A 17,233-nucleotide genomic window follows, 5' to 3' on the forward strand; every position below is an offset into this window, starting at 1 on the left:
CGCGCCATCATCCCACCGGTTCGCCGATCAGCGAGCCCCCGGCGCCCTGCAGCTGCGCGCGCAGCTCGGGGGTCAGGATCTGGCCGACGCGGTCGACGAGCATGGTCATCTCGTAGGCGACCTGCCCGATGTCGCAGTTGGGCGCGGCGAGGATCGCCAGGCAGGAGCCGTCGCTGATGGACATCAGCACCATGATGCCGAGTTCCATCTCGACGACGGTCTCGCGCACCGAGCCCGCTTCGAAGCACCGGGCGGCGCCTTGGGTGAGGCTGACAAGCCCGGACGCCACGGCGGCGAGCTGGTCGGCGCGGTCGAGCGGCAGCCGGTTGGAGGCCGTCAGCAGAAGACCGTCGGCCGACACGACGACCGCGTGCGCGACGCCCGGGACGCGGTCGGCGAAGTCGTTCACCAGCCAGCCGAACTGGTTCTGCTGCGGCTGAGCCGCATTCGGCGAGGTCATTCACCCTCCAATGTTTCGTGGTTCGTCTCAGCGGCCTGCGCGGTGCGGTGCCTGCCGCGCTGGATCCCCTGCTGGAAACTGCTCAGGCGACCGCGCACGTCGTGCGCGTCGCGGGACGGACGGGGGCTCGCCGACCCGGCGGGCGGCGGTGCGCTGCCGGGAAGCAGTTGCTCGCCCCGGCGGCGCCGGGGCAATCCTGCCGAAGTGAAGGACGCGGGTGTCGACTGGGACACCGACTGGACTGTCCGCCACCCTTCGTCGGAACCGAAGTTCCACTCAGCGGTAGCTTCGGCAGGATCTGGGGCGGGGCTCGCCGAACCGTCGGAACCGGCCGGCGCGGAGGGCGCTGACGACGCCGGAGGCGCGTCCTGTCCGGCGGAGGACTGCCGCGACGGAGCCTGTCCCGGCACCAGCGGCTGACCCCACAACCCGGTCTTGGCCGGTGCCGAGGCCGGTCCCGCCGAAGCGGGCTGGCTCGGCGACGCGGTCTGACCCGGCGTTCCGGCCTGACTCGGCGTTCCGGACTGGCTCGGCGACACGGCCGACCCCGGCGTTCCGGGCTGGCCCGGGAGGTTCTGGCCCGGCACCCGGGTCTGGCCCAGTCCCCCGGCCAGTCCCTGCGCCGAAGCCGAAGCCGAAGCGGCCGGAGTCGCCGGAGCCTGGTCCGCCGTCGTGCCGGACTGCGCCGCGTTCTCCGTCGGCTGGTTCGGTGCGACGGCCGGGGACTGCGCGGCACTGCGCCACGTCGTCAACGGCGAAGCCTTGCCCGGCACCGGGTTCTCCGCGGGCGTGCCCCACAGCGAGGTCTGGTCGGTGCCCTGCGGCGAAGCAGCCGGTCCGTTCCCCGAAGGGCTGTCCGTCTTCTCCGGCGCTGCGGTCTGGCCGTTCGCCGAAGCCTGGGCCGCCTGCGACGCGGGAGTCTGTCCCGTGCCGGAGACCGCGGCTTCGAGCCCGGCCACGGCCGCCGGGACCTGGTTCGGGTCGGCGGTCGGCGGAGCGGGCGGGAGGCTGCTCGCGCCCTTGCGACGCGTCGGCAGGTTGTCCGGCTTGTCCGGCCGGACGCCCCGGTTCGGTTGCGGCGCGGGCAGTTCCGTGCGCGCGGCGGCGGGCTGGCGCGGCCATCCGCCGTCCGGGTCGAACGCGGGGGGCACGGCCGGGACGGGGGCCGTCTCGTCCGGCGAGTCCGCGTCGGCGGGGCGTCCGCCGAAGCCGGCGGGCGCGTCCGTCGCGCCGGAACCCGGCTGGCCGCCGAACGAAGCGGCCGAACCCGGGGTGCGCTGCGGCATCCCGCCGGGACGGTTCTGGTCCGCGGGAACGCCGAACGCGCCCGCGACCGTCTGCCGCCGCCGGGTCGCCGCGTCGTGGGCGCGAGCCCGCTCCGGCGACGTCGTGGCGCTTGAGGTGTCCGCGACACCCGCGGCACCGGAATCCGCGGTGCCGCCAGTGGTTTCCGGCTCCGTCCCGCGCACTTCCTGCCGGCCGCGCGTGACGCCGCGCTGGAAGCTGTTCAGCCGCCCCCGCACGTCCGCGGGGTCGCGAACGGGAAGGTCCAGGAGACCCTTGCCCGGCGCTTCCGCCGGGGGCACTGCCGGTTCCGGCGCGGCGCTGCCCGGCATGAGCTGTTCGCCGCGGCGGCGCCGGGGCAGGCCCGACTTGGTGAACGAATTCGGCTCCACTTGGGACAGTGCCTGCACTGTCCGCCAGTTTTCGTCGCTCGCGAAATCCCAGTTGCGCTGCTGCTGTTCCTCGTCCGCTTCCGGTTCCGCGGCCTTGCCCGGTGCCGAGGCCGCGGACGAGGCAGCCGGAGCGGCGGCGGGCGGAGGCTGTGCGGGCGAACGGAACCAGGCCGACAGCATCTCGTCGAAGATCGGCGTGTTCTCGATCGTCGTCTCGGCCGCGGACGGCGGCGGGACCTCCGGCACCTGCTGCGCGGCCTGGTTCCACCAGTCGCTCAGCGTCGTCGCGTTGGCCGCGGAGAAGAGGTCCTTGCCCGAGGGCAGTTCGCCGTCGCGCTCGTCGCGGGTTTCCGCGGCCGGTTCCGGTTCGGGCTCCGGGCGCGGCGGCGGGACGTCGACGGTCTGCGGCAGCTTCGGCGCGGGCGGCGGCGGGGCGGGCGTGTCGTCGTCGCGCGGGATCGGGCTGAACAGCGCGGTGCCGGACACCTCGAGGTCGGACGGCGGACGCGCGACCTTGTCCCCGGAGAAGCCCGCGAGATCGCCTGCCGACGGCCAGCGCTGGGTTTCCTCGGAGTTGCTGCCCTGCTGCGGAACGAGACCCGGCACGGCCGACCCGTTGGTGGAACGCTGGCGCCGCGGCAGCCCGCCCGGCGCGGCGGGCGGGGCGGCGAGGCTCGCCTTGGGACCGGGCAGGGCGCCGGGCTCCGACCGGTCGCCCGGCACGGTGGCCAGGCCGGTCATCACCAGCTCCGGCGGGACCACCACGGTGGCCCGCACGCCGACGATGTCCTTGCCGCCGTGCAGCGAAACGCCGATGCGGTGGCGGCCGGCGAGGCGGCCGACCACGAACAGGCCCATCCGGCGCGAGGTCGCGAGGTCGACCGAGCCCGAGTCGGTGAGCCGGCCGTTGGCCTCCACCACCTCGTACTCGTTCATGCCGATGCCCTTGTCGAGGATGTCGACGTTGAGCGAACCGTCCTCGGCGAGCCGCGTCGCGACCGTCACCTGGGTTTCCGGCGCGGAGAACGCGGTCGCGTTGTCCAGCAGCTCCGCGATGAGCCGCTGGACGTCGCTCGCGGCGAACCCGACGATCTTCACCGCGGGCGGGTGCTGCACCGAAACCCGTTGGTACTGCTCGATTTCCGACACCGCGGCGCGCAGCACGTCGTGCGTCGGGACCGGCTGGCCGGAACGGCGGCCCGGCTCGGCGCCGGAGAGGACCATCAGGTTCTCGTTGTTGCGCCGCATCCGGGTGGCGAGGTGGTCGAGCTGGAACAGCGTGGCGAGCTGGTCGGCGTCTTCCTCGTCGCGCTCCAGCCGCTCGATCAGCTGCAGCTGCCGCTGCACGAGGCTCTGGCTGCGCCGCGACAGGTTGACGAACACGCTGGAGTAGCCGGCGCGCATCGCGGCCTGTTCGGTCGCGAGCCGCAGCGCCTGGCTGTGCACCTTCTCGAACGCCCGCGCGACCTCGCCGACCTCGTCCTGCACCTGGAGCGGCACCGGCTCGACCTCGACGCTCTGCGCGCGGCCCTCCTGGATGTTGCGGACCGCCTCGGGCAGGTCCTTCTCCGCGACCTCCAGCGCGCTGCGGCGCAGGACCTTCAGCGACCGCAGCAGCTGGCGGGCGATGACGAACACGACCGCGGCCGCGGCGGCGAGCGCGGCGAACAGCAGCACGGCCAGCAGACCGGCGCTGCTGCCCGCGTCCTCGACCAGCCCGGACGACGCGGCGGTGAGGTCGGTGCTCATCCGGCCGGAAACCTCGGTCAGCTGCGAGGTCACCGCCTTCGACGCGGTGTTCCACTCCTGCGGCGAGATCCGCTTGAGCGCGTCGTCGGTGGAGACGCCCTGCCCACCGAGCACGGTGCCGAGCATCCGCTTGCGGTCGTAGGAGGTGTCCGGCTTGATCGTGCTCTCGAAGTCGAGGCGCTGCGGCGCGGTGGCGGCGGCGTTGAAGTCGGCGACGCGGTCGTCGAACCGCAGTTCCGCGTCGCGCACGTCGCTCAGCTGCTGCGGGGTGAGCGTGCCGGCGGAGATGCCGTAGGCCACCAGGGACTGGGTGACCGACACCTGTTCTTTGGCGGCCTCGAGGTCGTGCAGCGCGCTCGGGGTGCTGCCGAGCGCGTCGGCGCTCGCTCCCGCCGACACCGCGGTGTCGGCGCCGATCAGCGCGCTGGTGACGGCGTTGTAGTCGCCGACCGCCTCGGCCGCGTTCAGCAGGCCGGCCCCGACCTGCTGGCGGATCACCGCGATCTCGTTGACCTGCGCGGTCGCCGAGTTCACCGCGCCGGAGACGCTCGAGCCGTCGGCCCCGACCCGGGCGGCCGCCTCGGTGAACGGCGCGACCGCGGCGTCGGTGGCCGCGCGGGCGGCCTTCAGTTCGGGGGTGACGCCCGAGGTGCCCGCGATGAGCTGGGCGGCGGTCTGGGTGCGTTCGCGCTGCAGCCCGTCGGTGAGCGCGCGCAGCTGGGTGCTCAGCCCGACGAGCCGGTCGATCCGCTGGTAGTCGCTCGACCGCGAGACCTGGCCCGCGATCGCGGTGATGCCGAGGACCAGCGCGAGCACGATGGGGACGATGGTGACCGCGGACAGCTTGACCGGCAGGCTCCAGTCCCGCCAGCGCAACGCCGCCCGCCAGCCCGACGTCCAGCGCGGCCGCTTGGGCGGGCGGCCGAGCAGCTTCTCCACAGGCACTTGGCCTTCTCCTGCAACGGTCACGAAAGTGACTCCCTGTCCGGCGTCGTGGCGGCCAGTCGGCGGTTCCCGCGGCTCTGTCCGCTCCCGGCGCGCACTGCGCTCCCGGCGCGGAGCCCCGCGGTCCGCCTGCCCGCGCGTCCGACCGGGGGCGGGCACGACTTAGTCGATCCTTCACCGGTCCGGGAGACGATCGGCTTCCCGGGACTATGCACGTGCACGACGCAACTTGCGGACTGCACGGCGGTGGTCGAGATCAACTTGTCTGCGCCTTATCGATCGCTGCGGGCGGCTGGGGCCAAAGAATCGTACACCAATCGCCGCCCGCGTTATTGCGTTCCACATCGGGGTGCTGACCTGGGAAAATAGTCGGAACGCGGGAACTCGGAGGCGTCGATTCGACAAGGAACGCCCGGCGCGGGAATTCCGGTTACCCGGCGCTCTCGGCCCGGGCGTCCGGCCGTCACCCGATTAGCCCACACAGGGTAAGCGACGCCCTCGATGGGACTACGCTCCGTGCCCCCATCGGGTGGGTGCACCCGTAAGTTGAACCCGATGTTGTGGAGATGCAGCGACGCGCCGCTCGACCCGGTGATTTTTGCCAGCCTCCCTTCTCTGCCTGGGAATCCCCGCCCGGCCGCGGACCTGCCCGCCGAAGCGGAGCGGCCGCCCCGCCCGGCGGCTACGACCGGTCACCGTATTGGATCTTGACCGGCCCGTCACTCCGCCATCTGCCGCAACCCGGACCACTCTCGGCAACTCCCCGTGACACGGGTGCTCACTATTCCGAGTGATCAGCCTGTGATCTGCCCGGACGCGCCGTTTCGCGCTATTTCCCGGGCGAAAAGGAATTTCCGGTGCCCTCGCGAACCGGCTTTTTCCGCGTTCCGGCGGCGTCGTTACTATGGCCGCCTCCCAGTCCGCAAGGGCGATCCGGGCGCTTTCTCGAACGCCGCCCGGCGCCATCCACCGCGCAAGTTGCCGGAGGCAGCCATGCACAACGTCGCGCGCACCACCGGACCGGCCGCCTCGGCCGAGGACACCGGCCAGATGCCCGCGCTGTTCGACCGCGAAGGAGGCGACGCCGCCCCGCGCGGCAGGCGCCGCAAGCGCGGCCCGGACTACGAGCAGATCCAGCGCAGCCCCCAGTTCCGCTCGCTGCGCAGCCGCTTCCGCCGGTTCGTGTTCCCAATGAGCATCGGGTTCTTCGTCTGGTACCTCGTCTACGTCGTGCTCGCCGCCTACGCGAGCGACTTCATGAGCACGCCGGTCTTCGGCCTGGTCAACGTCGGCATGCTGCTCGGCCTCGGCCAGTTCGTCACCACCGCGGCGATCACCGCGCTGTACGTCCGTTTCGCCGACCGCGAGATGGACCCGCGCGCGGCCGAGCTCCGCGCGCAGAACGCTGTCACGGAAGGAACCCCTCAGTGACCACCACGTCACTCGCCGAAGGAGCTTCGGCGAGCAACCCGTTGATCAACACCGGCGTGTTCGCGCTGTTCGTCGCGATCACCCTGTTCGTGGTCTACCGCGCGGGCAACCGCCGGTCGTCCACTTCGGGCTACTACACCGCCGACAGCGCCTTCACCGGACGGCAGAACGGCGTCGCGCTCTCCGGCGACTTCCTGTCCGCGGCGTCGTTCCTCGGCATCGCCGGCGCGATCGCGATCAACGGCTACGACGGCTTCCTCTACTCCATCGGCTTCCTCGTCGCGTGGCTCGTCGACCTGCTGCTGCTCGCGGAACTGCTGCGCAACACCGGCCGCTTCACCATGGGCGACGTGCTCAGCTTCCGGATGAAGCAGCGCCCAGTGCGCGCCGCGTCGGCCACGTCGACGCTGGTGATCTCCTTCTTCTACATGCTCGCGCAGATGGCGGGCGCGGGCGGCCTGGTCGCGCTGCTGCTGGACGTCCACTCCAAGTGGGGCCAGGCGCTGGTGATCACCGTGGTCGGGCTGGTGATGATCTCCTACGTGCTGCTCGGCGGCATGAAGGGCACCACGTGGGTGCAGATCATCAAGGCCACCATCCTGCTCACCGCGGCGTCGCTGATCACCGTGTTCCTGATGGGCAAGTACGGCTTCAACTTCTCGAGCCTGCTCCGCGCGGCCACCGACCACAGCCCGATGGGCAAGGACCTGCTCTCCCCCGGCGGCTCCTACGGCAAGAACGGGACGACGAAGCTCGACTTCGTGTCGCTGTCGCTGGCGCTGGTGCTCGGCGTCGCTTCGCTGCCGCACGTGCTGATGCGCTTCTACACCGTGCCGAACGCCCGCGAGGCGCGCCGCTCGGTGGTGTGGGCGACCGCGTGCATGTTCGTGTTCTACCTGTGCACGCTGGTGATCGGCTTCGGCGCGGCGGCGATCGTCGGACCGGACGAGATCAAGGCCGCGCCCGGCGGCGAGAACTCGGCCGCGCCGCTGCTGGCCCTGCACGTGGGCGGGACGGTGCTGCTCGGCGTGATCTCCGCGGTCGCGTTCGCGACGATCCTCGCCGTGGTGGCCGGGCTGACGCTGACCGCGTCCGCATCGTTCGCGCACGACGTCTACGCGAACGTGATCAAGCGCGGCAAGGCGGAGCCGGAGGACGAGGTCCGGGTCGCCCGGCTGACCGCGGTCGTGATCGGCGTGTTCGCCATCGTCGGCGGCATCCTCGCCAACGGCCAGAACATCGCGTTCCTCGTGGCGCTCGCGCTGGCGGTGGCGGCGTCGGCGAACCTGTCGACCCTGCTGTACTCGCTGTTCTGGAAGCGGTTCAACACCACCGGCACGCTGTGGAGCATCTACGGCGGGCTCATCGCGTGCGTCGTGCTGGTGCTGTTCTCGCCGGTGGTGTCGGGTGCGCCGGACTCGATCTTCCCGAGCATCGATTTCCACTGGTTTCCGCTGAAGAACCCGGGCCTGGTGTCGATCCCGGTGTCGTTCCTGTGCGGCGCGATCGGCACGTTCGTCGGCCGCTCGAAGGGCGACCCGGCCAAGCACGCGGAGATGGAGGTCCGGTCGCTGACCGGCATCGGCTTCGGCTCCTGATCCGCTGAGCACGAAAAAACCGCGGCGCCCGAACTTCCGGGCACCGCGGTTTTTTGCTGCTCAGAAGACGTCGCGCCCGGCCTGCACGCGGTGGGTCACCCGGCGCTCGACGACGAACGACACGAACGGGACGCACCCGGCCAGCAGCACCAGGACGGTGCTCTTGATCGACCAGCGGGCCTTGATCGCGAGGTCGATGGTGAGCACCAGGTAGATCATGTAGAGCACGCCGTGGATCGGCGAGTACACCTGTGCGGGCGTCGCGTTGCCGAAGCCGTACTCGATGATCATGGTGGCGCACAGGGCGAGCAGGCCGACGCCGGTCACGTACGCGCTGGCGCGGAACCGCGTCAGCGAGCCGGACACCTTCGACTGGCGGGTCGGGGCGGCACCGTCGGTGCTGGTCGTCATGGGAGCGTCCTCACTTCCGCGGGCGTTCAGGACTGCTGGTCGCGGGCGTTGAGCTCGCGCAGGTAGCGGTTGTAGGCGGCGAGTTCGTCGTCTTCTTCGACGGGAGCCGCGGCCGGTCGCGGCGCGGGCACGCGAACCGGAGCCGGTGCCGGTGCGGGCTGGTCGGCGGCTTCCTCTTCGCGTTCGCGCAGCTTCTTGATGCGCCAGAACATGAACGCGGGGAAAAGCCCGAAAAGCGGCCATTGCAGCACGTAGCCGAGGTTCTGGAAGGTGCCGGTGGCGGACGTGAACCGGTCCCACTGCCACCAGGCCAGCCCGCAGCACAACGCCAGGCTCACGACGCTTGTTGCGACGATCATGAGCCGGCGCCCGAGCGGGGACACGGCCGGGCCGGGATCTGCAGGCACGGTATCGACGCTAGCACTGGCGAGGGAAAGCGTTGCTGAGAGGCGGCGAGGTCGTGACCGGGGCCCCACCCGGCGCACCGGCCGCTGCGTCCGGACGGCTCCGCAGGTCAGCTCAGGATCAAACGCCCCAATGCCACGTTGGGTGCATGCCACGCACCGAACGCCGCATTGGGTGCGTCAGACGCACCCAATGCGGCATTGGGGCGGTCCTCAACCGAGCCGAGCCGAGTCGGGTGCGGAGGCTGCGAGGACGAAGCGGCGCGGAGCCGGAAGCGTCAGCCCGCTTGTGCCTTCTGCGCCGCCTTCGCGTAGCCGTCGGCCAGGCCGAAGACCTTCTGCGCGTACTCCGTCGAGTTGTTGTACGACAGGATCCCCGCCCACCAGCCCGCCGGGCTGGCCATGTCGCGGCCGCCCGCGCACAGGTAGCGGGCGGCGGTGAGGGCGGCGTCGTCGATTTGCTGCGGGTCGGCGCGGCCGTCGCCGGTGGCGTCGGACGCCCATTTCCGCCAGGTGCCCGGGATGAACTGCATGGGGCCGACCGCGCGGTCGGCGACCGGGTCCCCGTCGAGCTGGCCGCCGTCGGTGTCGCTGATCGCGCGGACGCCGGAGGAGCCGTCGAGGGGGACGCCGATGATCGGCTTCGACGGGCGGCCGTCCGCGCCGAGGACCGCTCCGCCGTACTGGCCGTGGTTGGACTCGATGCGGCCGATGCCGGCGAGCGTCGCCCAGGAGATGTGGCAGCCGCGGTCGACCTCGCGCATCGCGAGTTCCGCGTTGCCGTACGCGCGCACCGCGCGGGCCGGGATGCCGGTGGCCGGCCCGACCTTGTCCGCCCAGCTCTGCAGCGGGTCGCCGCCGGTCGGGCGCGCCGACTGCGGTGCCGTGCCCTGGTCCGCCGCCCCGCCCGCGGCGACGGCGCTGACCGGCGCGATCGAACCCGGCTTGACGTCGACCGCCTTGACGCTCAGCGCCGGAATGTCGGTCGTGGTGGGACTGGCCGCCGGGGCAGCGGCCCTGGTGACGATCCAGACCCCGCCGCCCGCGACCGAGAGCACCGCGACGACGACGGCGAGCCGCACCGCGAGCGCGGCGCCGTGACCGCGGCGGGCGGGCGAGGGGGCGGCAGCGGGAGCCGCGGTCTCGTCCCCGGTCGGCGCGGTGTCGGGGGTCTGTCCGGTGGCGGGCACGAAACTCCGGTCCTCCAGCATGGCTTGGGGTTCGCAACACTCAACGAGCCCGCGCAGGTTAGCGTTACGCACGCATCGCCATGGCCCCCGCCACGCCGGTTCACCCAGCCGGGTAATCCGGGTTCCGTCAGGTGGACGGTCGCCGCCACACAAACCCCATTAGTCCCATGCCGGGGGCGGGTTTGGCCGAAGGAATGTCCGCCGCCGTTCAGGCTGTGCCGCCGCGGTTCGCCGACCGGCCACACTGCAAGGAACTTCCGGTGCCGCTCGATCGGCAACGCTGCGATTCGCAGACCGGCCGCGCGAGAAGGAACTTCCGCCGCCGTCCGCGCGACACCGCCGCGGATCGCCCACCGGCCACGCGGTCTCGCCAAACCCGCTTTCGCCGCGCATCGACCGCTGATGCGGTGTCCGGCCGCTGCCAGGCGACACCGTCGAAGAAAAACACCGGCAAAGAAAAACGTCCGCCGCATGCGGCTTAGGCGCTCCCGAGCAAAGGAGTGCTTCCACCGCACCGCGACGGGCGTCTCGCCGTGTTGCCTGGCCGATTCGCCGACCAGGCAACACAGCTGTCAAACAGGCTTCTTCTTTCGCCGCGCGAGCTGCGCGAGAACGATCAGGCGGGCTTCTGCTGCCGCGCCAGCCGGGCGACGCACCACGCGGGCGCGCTGCCCCGGCGGAGATGCTGCAGCACCGTCATCGGGCCGAGCCGCCGGGCCAGGTCGGACGGCGCGAGACCGGCCGCCCGGTAGTCCAGGGCCCGCTGGTCCAGCGGGCTGATTCCGGCGTCCCACCACTGCTGGGCTTCGGCGACGTCGCCGACCATCTGCCACCAGCCGGCGGCGGCGACGAGCAGTTCTTCCGGGACCTCCGGCAGCCGGGCGCGCATCGCGTCGAGGTAGCCGGGGTCGGCGGCCTCGACCGGGGCCCAGCGGGCGGGTCCGGACCGGGCGCGCTGGCCGGGAATGCCGGGCGGAGCGGCCGGCGCGTCGGCCAGCCAGGCCGAGGCGATGCGATCGACCTCCTGCTCCTCAGGGGTCTTCTCGCGCTCGGCCGACCACTGCCGGATCAACGCGTCCACTCCGGGATCTCCGGTCATCCCTGCCTCCTCATCGGTCCCCGACGGGCAGGCCTTTCGACCGCCTGCCCCGCTGCGCGTCCACGACTGGCACCCCACGCGTGACCGGGCCGAATACCCGCCGTGACCCGGTTCCCGGGGGACCGGAGAACCGGCTGATCACGCAATGTGAGCACCGTAGGGCGGCACCCGCTTTCTCCGCCATACCCCCAGCCCCGGAAATTCCGTGACCAGGAGGTTTCAGGGGCCAATCCACCCGGATGGTCGAGCGAAGTGCCCGAATCCCGGGATCCGGTGACGATGCGTGACTGGTTGGCCGGACGGACGCGCGGAGGCGTCCCGGCGAAGGGAAAGAGCGGGTCAGGCGAAGAGGCTCTTGAAGAAGGTGACGATCGCTTCGGCGCCGTCCTTGAGCCAGCTGAGCACGCGGTGCACGAAGGCCGCGGAGTTGGTGGGCTGCGTGATCAGGAAGAACAGCACGAGCGCGACCACTCCGATCACGACGATCTTCTTCAGGCCGCTCGACATGGCTTCGTTCCCCTCCGCTCACCCGGCGTCCGGTCGGACGCCGGCCCCGCCTCGGCAGAGTCGGCTCCCACTGTAGTGACGGCGCGGCGGAATGGCCCGTCGCAGGCCCCGATCCAGCCAGAAAGCTCACGGCCGGGTGACACCGGTCACCAACGGGTGATCAAGTCCCGGACGGCGCCCCGGTAGGCTCCGCCGATGGACGACGGCGCAGTGACTCTCCGCCCCGTGCGCGAGTCCGATCTCGCTCTGCTGGAGGCGCTGACCAACGACCCGGAGACGGTCGGCGAGCACCAGTGGTTCGGCTGGCACGACCCGGGCTACATCCGGCGGCTCTGGCGCGAAAACGGCATGCTGACCACCGACAACGGCATGCTCGTCCCCACGCTCGACGAACGCCCGCTCGGGCTCGTGTCCTGGCATCGCACCCGGACCGGCCCGCACACCTACTGCTGGAACATCGGCATGGTCCTGCTGCCGGAGGCGCGCGGGCACGGCCTCGGCGCGCAGGCGCAGCGGGAACTCGTGCGCTACCTGTTCGCGCACACGCAGTTCAACCGCGTCGAAGCCAGCACGGAGGTCGGCAACCGGGCCGGGCAGCGTTCGCTGGAGAAGGCCGGATTCACCCGCGAAGGGATCCTGCGCGGGTTCGACTTCCGCGACGGGCAGTGGCGCGATCACATCCTTTATTCAGTGATCCGGTCCGACCTGCCGGCGTGACAGCGGCCGCTCGGGGTTCGTGCCGAGCCTTCGCCCGGCACGAACCCGCGTCGATCAGCCCGACCTCCGGCGTTCTCGAGCGGCCGCGTCGAGCGCAGAGGCCAACACTCACAAGATCGCCCCGGCCTCCCGCAGCGCCGAAACCCCGGCGTCGTCATAACCTAGCTCCGCCAGCACTTCCGCGGTGTCCGAGCCCTTCTCGTGCGGTGCTTCCGGCGTGGCGGCGGGCGTCCGGTCGAATCGCGGCGCCGGCGCGGGCTGCACTGTGCCGCCGATGTCCACGAACGTTCCGCGCGCCGCGTTCTGCGGATGCTCGGCGGCCTCCCACGGCGACAGCACCGCGGTGAGGCACGCGTCGGTGCCTTCCGCCCGCGCGACCAGTTCGTCGCGCGTGAACCGGCCGACCGCTTCCTCCAGGATCTTGCGCAGCCGCGGCCACTGGCTCTGGTCGACGTGCATCGGCAGGTCCTCGTTCTCCAGCCCGAGCACCTTCACCAGGTCAGCCCAGAACCGCATCTCGATCGCGCCGATGGCGACGTACTTGCCGTCCGCGGTCTCGTACGTGTCATAGAACGGGGCACCGCCGTCGAGGAGGTTTTCGCCGCGCTCCCCCGGCCACACGCCTGCCGCGCGCATCCCGTGCAGGCTCGTGGTGAGCAACGCCGCGCCTTCCACCATCGACGCGTCCACGACCTGCCCTCGCCCGGACGTCGTGCGCTCGTGCAGCGCGGCCAGCACGCCCATCGCGAGCATCAAGCCGCCCCCGCCGAAGTCGCCGACCAGATTGAGCGGCGGCACCGGGCGTTCGCCTGCCCGGCCGATCGGGTCGAGCGCGCCGGCGACGCCGATGTAGTTGATGTCGTGCCCGGCCGCCGACGCGAGCGGACCGTCCTGGCCCCAGCCGGTCATCCGGCCGTACACGAGCCGCGGGTTGCGCGCGTGCACCTGCTCCGGGCCGATGCCCATCCGCTCCGCGACGCCCGGCCGGAAGCCTTCGATCAGCACGTCGGCGCTTTCGGCCAGCTTGAGCACCACTTCGACGCCCTCGGGCGTTTTCGTGTTCACGCCGACCGAACGCCTGCCGCGGGCAAGCGGGTCGTTCGGGATGCCGAGCACGTCGGAGCCCGGGGTGGCGCGGTCGACGCGGATCACGTCGGCGCCGAGGTCGGCCAGGATCATGCAGGCGAACGGAGCCGGCGCGAGCCCGGCCAGCTCCACCACCCGCAGCCCGGCGAGCGGACCTTGCTTCACAGGTAAGTCCTTTCGCAGCAACAGATTTCAGAGCGTGCGGGAGATGATTTCCTTCATGATCTCGCTGGTGCCGCCGAAGATCCGCGAGATCCGCACGTCCGCCCAGGCCCGCGCGATCGGGTACTCGGTCATGTAGCCGTAGCCGCCGAACAGCTGCAGGCAGTCGTCCACGACCTTGTTCACCCGCTCGGTCGTCCAGAGTTTCGCCATCGCCGCGCCCTGCACGTCGAGTTCGCCGCGCAGGTGCCGTTCGATGCACTGGTCGAGGAACGCGCGCGAAACCGCGGCTTCCGTCGCCGCCTCGGCGAGCTTGAACTTCGTGTTCTGGAAGTTGAAGATCGGACGGCCGAACGCCGTGCGCTCCTTGGTGTAGTCGATGGTCAGGTTCACCGCGGCTTCCAGGCCGGCGACCGCGGTCACGGCGATGATCAGCCGTTCCTGCGGCAGCTGCAGCATCAGCTGGATGAAGCCTTGGCCCTCGGCGTCGCCGAGCAGGTTCGCGGCGGGCACGCGGACGTCGTCGAAGAACAGCTCGGCGGTGTCCTGCCCCTTGAGCCCGACCTTGTCGAGCACGCGGCCGCGGCGGAAGCCCGGGGTGTCGGTCTCGACCACGATCAGCGAGACGCCCTGCGCGCCGGCGTCCGGGTCGGTCTTGCACGCGACCACGACGAGGTCGGAGTGGAAACCGTTGGTAATGAAGGTTTTCGCGCCGTTGATGACGTAGTGGTCGCCGTCGCGGACCGCGCGGGTCTTGATGTTCTGGAGGTCTGAACCAGTGCCCGGTTCGGTCATCGCGACCGCGCCGACCATCTCGCCGGTGGCCATCTTCGGCAGCCACTCGCGCTTCTTTTCCTCCGACGCGTACGCCAGGATGTAGTGCGCCACGATTCCGCTGTGGACGGTGACGCCCCAGGCACTGTCCCCGGCGCGAGCCTGCTCCTCGTACAGCACGGCCTCGTGCGCGAACGTGCCGCCGCCCCCGCCGTACTCCTCCGGGATCGAGAGGCACAGCAGGCCGAGCTCGCCCGCCTTGGCCCAGATTTCCCGGTCGAGCTTCTTCTCCGCCGCCCAGCGCTCCTGGTTCGGCACGAATTCCTTCTGCAGGAACGACCGGGCGAGCTCCCGGAGGTCCTCGAGTTCGGTGGTGCTCCACGAGCTCTTCTGGGTCTGCAACGGCACGGCTGGGCCTCCCGCGAACTGGAAAACATGACGCTTGGCAGGTAAGTTCTGAGCGGAATGTACATCCCATCCGTCCGGTACGTAAAGCAGGAGCCGCGATGACTGAGGTCGCCCGGGGACACCGCACCCAGGCCGAACGCCGCGAGCAGACGCGCACCGCCCTGCTGGACGCGACGATCGACTGCCTGGTCGAGATCGGGTACTCGCGGGCGTCGGTGCAGGAGATCTGCACCCGCGCGGGCGTCTCGAAGGGCGCGGTGCAGCACTACTTCGCCACGAAGGCGGAGCTGATGGCCGCCGCGGTCGAGCACCTCACCACCAAGCTGCGCACCCAGCTCGCCGCCTCGCTCGGCTCGCTGCCGGGCGGCGCGTCCGGCGTCGCGGCGGCGATCGACCTGCTGTGGGAGGGCTACTCGGGCACGCTTTCCACCGCGGTCACCGAGCTGTGGGTCGCCGCCCGCACCGACCCGGAACTGCGCGCCGCGATCCGCCCGGTCGACCGCGCACTGGGCCGGGCGACGCTGGGACACATCAGCGAAGTCGCGGGCGACCTGCCGAAAGAGCGCGCGGAGATGCTGTTCTGGCTCACCGTCAACCTCACCCGAGGCCTCGCCCTCGACGCCGAACTGGGCGGCGACCCGCGTCGACGCCGTCAACTGCTGGAGGAGTGGAAGCGGATCGCCGTGCTGCTGTATTCGGGCGACTAGTTTCCATACCGCCGGTATGGTGTACTCGTCGGTAACACCCGGCCCCGCACGGAAGAAGGTGCGCTCGATGACGAGTACGACCCCGGCGAACCTCACCGGCCAGCCCCTGCCCGCGACCGTCGGCGGTGTGGCAGGCGCTCCGTCCGCGGCCCGCGCGGCTGCGCTGGTAGCCCGCGTGACCGGCGGCGCCGACAACGCGCCCGTGCAGATGACCGCGCCTTTCACCGGACAGCCGATCACCTCGCTCCCCCAGGCCGACGACGCCGAAGTACGCGCCGCCTTCGCCTCGGCCCGCGAGGCCCAGCGCGAGTGGGCAGCCCTGCCGGTGACCCGGCGGCAGCAGTTCCTCCTCCGCCTGCACGACCTGGTGCTCGCGCGCCAAGCGGAAGTCCTCGACTTGGTCCAGGTCGAAGCAGGCAAGGCCCGGATCGACGCGTTCGACGAGGTCAGCGCCACCGTCCTGGTCGCGGCCTACTACGGCAAACACAGCGCGAAGATCCTCTCCCCGCGCCGCGCGCCCGGCGTGATCCCGGGCCTGACCCGCGCGGGCGAACTGCGGCACCCCAAGGGCGTCGTCGGCATCATCTCGCCCTGGAACTATCCGCTCGCGCTGACCGCGATGGACGTCTTCCCGGCGCTCGCCGCCGGAAACGCCGTGGTGCAGAAACCGGACAACCAGACCGCGCTGTCCGCGCTGTGGCTGCAGGAACTGGCCGAGGAAGCCGGACTGCCCGCAGGCCTGTGGCAGATCGTGCTGGGCCGAGGCTCGCAAATCGGCGACGCGCTCCTGGAGGAATGCGACTACCTCTGCTTCACCGGCTCCACCCCCACCGGCAAAGACCTGGCTGGCCGGATCGCGCAGCGGCTCACCAGCTATTCGCTCGAGCTGGGCGGCAAGAACCCGATGATCGTGCTGCCGGACGCGGACATCCCCAAAGCCGCAGCAGGCGCGGTCACGGCGTGCTTCTCGTCAGCAGGCCAGCTGTGTGTCTCGGTCGAGCGGATCTATGTGCACGACAGCATCCGCGAGGAGTTCACCCGCGAATTCGTGGCGCGGACGGCCGCGTTGCGGCTGGGCGGCTCGCTGGACTACCACGCCGGGATGGGGTCGTTGACCTCGAAGAGCCAGCTGGAAACCGTGTCCGCGCACGTGGAAGACGCCCGGGCGAAGGGCGCGAAGGTACTGACCGGCGGACGGCCCCGACCGGACCTCGGCCCGTTGTTCTACGAGCCGACGGTGCTGACGGACGTCCGCCCCGGAATGACCCCGTTCGCCTCGGAAACCTTCGGCCCGGTGGTGTCGATCTACGGTTTCACCGATGTCACGGACGCGATCGAGCGGGCGAACGACACCCCGTTCGGCCTGAACGCGAGCGTATGGACGCGAAGGGGCCGAGCAGGCTGGGAAGTCGGCGCACGCCTGAAGGCCGGAACGGTCAACGTGAACGAGGGCTACGCAGCAACCTTCGGAACGGTCGGCGTCCCCATGGGCGGCATGAAGGAATCCGGAGCCGGACGCCGCAACGGCGCAGAAGGCCTGCTGAAGTACACCGAACCCCAGTCAATCGCCGTGCAGCGAGGAATGGGCCTGCGGCCACCAAAGGGAGTACCGGGTTCCCTGTGGGCCCGCTTCATGACAGTGAGCATGAAACTGCTGCGGCGCCTGCCGGGCCGCTGAGGTGTCCGTGAGGGGAACTTTCACGGGCTTGGAGTCCCTCAGGGGTTCCCCTCACGGACAGCCATTCCCTCAAGGGGCCCCTCACGGAACCAGATCCCCTCAAGGAGCCCTTCACAGACGACCCGCTCACCACCCCGCCGCGATGCGCCCCAATGCCACATTGGGTGCGTCTCATGCACCCAATGTGGCATTGGGGCGCTAGCCCCACCCACCAACAAACCGCACCGGTGC

14 protein-coding genes are annotated in these 17,233 nt (G+C 71.0%); 5 read left to right on the forward strand and 9 right to left on the reverse strand.

The features are described from left to right. Window positions 1–7: 7 nt before the first annotated feature. The gene (locus tag AB5I40_RS14385) at window positions 8–460 is read right to left on the reverse strand and encodes a roadblock/LC7 domain-containing protein (RefSeq protein WP_037809909.1); all 453 of its coding nucleotides are present in this window, start codon (window positions 458–460) and stop codon (window positions 8–10) included. Then, window positions 457–4,854, reverse strand: a complete 4,398-nt coding sequence (locus tag AB5I40_RS14390; RefSeq protein ID WP_370938992.1) for a nitrate- and nitrite sensing domain-containing protein — start codon at window positions 4,852–4,854, stop codon at window positions 457–459. The genes AB5I40_RS14385 and AB5I40_RS14390 overlap by 4 nt, the downstream gene beginning before the upstream one ends. 969 nt (window positions 4,855–5,823) lie before the next feature. On the opposite strand from AB5I40_RS14390, the gene AB5I40_RS14395 reads away from it, so the two are divergent. Further along, a complete protein-coding gene (locus tag AB5I40_RS14395; RefSeq protein WP_370938993.1) occupies window positions 5,824–6,261 on the forward strand; it encodes a DUF485 domain-containing protein in 438 nt (145 codons plus the stop codon). Then, a complete protein-coding gene (locus tag AB5I40_RS14400) occupies window positions 6,258–7,859 on the forward strand; it encodes a cation acetate symporter (RefSeq protein ID WP_370938994.1) in 1,602 nt (533 codons plus the stop codon). The genes AB5I40_RS14395 and AB5I40_RS14400 overlap by 4 nt, the downstream gene beginning before the upstream one ends. A gap of 60 nt (window positions 7,860–7,919) precedes the next feature. Here the strand turns inward: AB5I40_RS14400 and AB5I40_RS14405 are convergent, their stop codons facing one another. The 5 genes from AB5I40_RS14405 to AB5I40_RS14425 form a co-directional block, all read right to left on the reverse strand. Then, window positions 7,920–8,270, reverse strand: a complete 351-nt coding sequence (locus AB5I40_RS14405) for a DUF3817 domain-containing protein (protein ID WP_344267793.1) — start codon at window positions 8,268–8,270, stop codon at window positions 7,920–7,922. Window positions 8,271–8,296: 26 nt separating this feature from the next. Next, entirely contained in the window at window positions 8,297–8,629 is a 333-nt protein-coding gene (locus tag AB5I40_RS14410; RefSeq protein ID WP_370940522.1) for a hypothetical protein, read from the reverse strand. 323 nt (window positions 8,630–8,952) lie between these two features. Next, on the reverse strand, window positions 8,953–9,885 hold the full coding sequence (locus AB5I40_RS14415) for a lytic transglycosylase domain-containing protein (protein WP_370938995.1): 933 nt from the start codon (window positions 9,883–9,885) through the stop codon (window positions 8,953–8,955). 595 nt (window positions 9,886–10,480) lie between these two features. Beyond that, complete coding sequence (locus tag AB5I40_RS14420; RefSeq protein WP_037713183.1) at window positions 10,481–10,963, reverse strand: hypothetical protein; 483 nt, start codon at window positions 10,961–10,963, stop codon at window positions 10,481–10,483. Between the two features lie 339 nt (window positions 10,964–11,302). Beyond that, entirely contained in the window at window positions 11,303–11,470 is a 168-nt protein-coding gene (locus AB5I40_RS14425; RefSeq protein WP_370938996.1) for a hypothetical protein, read from the reverse strand. 195 nt (window positions 11,471–11,665) lie between these two features. Between AB5I40_RS14425 and AB5I40_RS14430 the strand changes: the two genes are divergently transcribed. After that, window positions 11,666–12,187, forward strand: a complete 522-nt coding sequence (locus AB5I40_RS14430; protein ID WP_370938997.1) for a GNAT family N-acetyltransferase — start codon at window positions 11,666–11,668, stop codon at window positions 12,185–12,187. 108 nt (window positions 12,188–12,295) lie between these two features. Here the strand turns inward: AB5I40_RS14430 and AB5I40_RS14435 are convergent, their stop codons facing one another. Beyond that, window positions 12,296–13,438, reverse strand: coding sequence for a CaiB/BaiF CoA transferase family protein (locus tag AB5I40_RS14435; protein WP_370938998.1), 1,143 nt, complete (start codon window positions 13,436–13,438; stop codon window positions 12,296–12,298). 27 nt (window positions 13,439–13,465) lie between these two features. Then, window positions 13,466–14,617 (reverse strand): acyl-CoA dehydrogenase family protein, encoded by a 1,152-nt coding sequence (locus AB5I40_RS14440; protein ID WP_370938999.1) that lies wholly within the window; start codon window positions 14,615–14,617, stop codon window positions 13,466–13,468. A 98-nt stretch (window positions 14,618–14,715) separates the two neighbouring features. Between AB5I40_RS14440 and AB5I40_RS14445 the strand changes: the two genes are divergently transcribed. Continuing rightward, complete coding sequence (locus tag AB5I40_RS14445; protein ID WP_354751179.1) at window positions 14,716–15,324, forward strand: TetR/AcrR family transcriptional regulator; 609 nt, start codon at window positions 14,716–14,718, stop codon at window positions 15,322–15,324. 67 nt (window positions 15,325–15,391) lie between these two features. Beyond that, window positions 15,392–17,002 carry a succinic semialdehyde dehydrogenase gene (locus AB5I40_RS14450; protein WP_370939000.1) on the forward strand — a complete coding sequence of 537 codons (1,611 nt, stop codon included), beginning with the start codon at window positions 15,392–15,394 and terminating at the stop codon, window positions 17,000–17,002. Window positions 17,003–17,233: the final 231 nt, after the last annotated feature.

This window comes from Amycolatopsis sp. cg13 (genome assembly GCF_041346965.1).
Taxonomy (GTDB): Bacteria; Actinomycetota; Actinomycetes; order Mycobacteriales; family Pseudonocardiaceae; genus Amycolatopsis.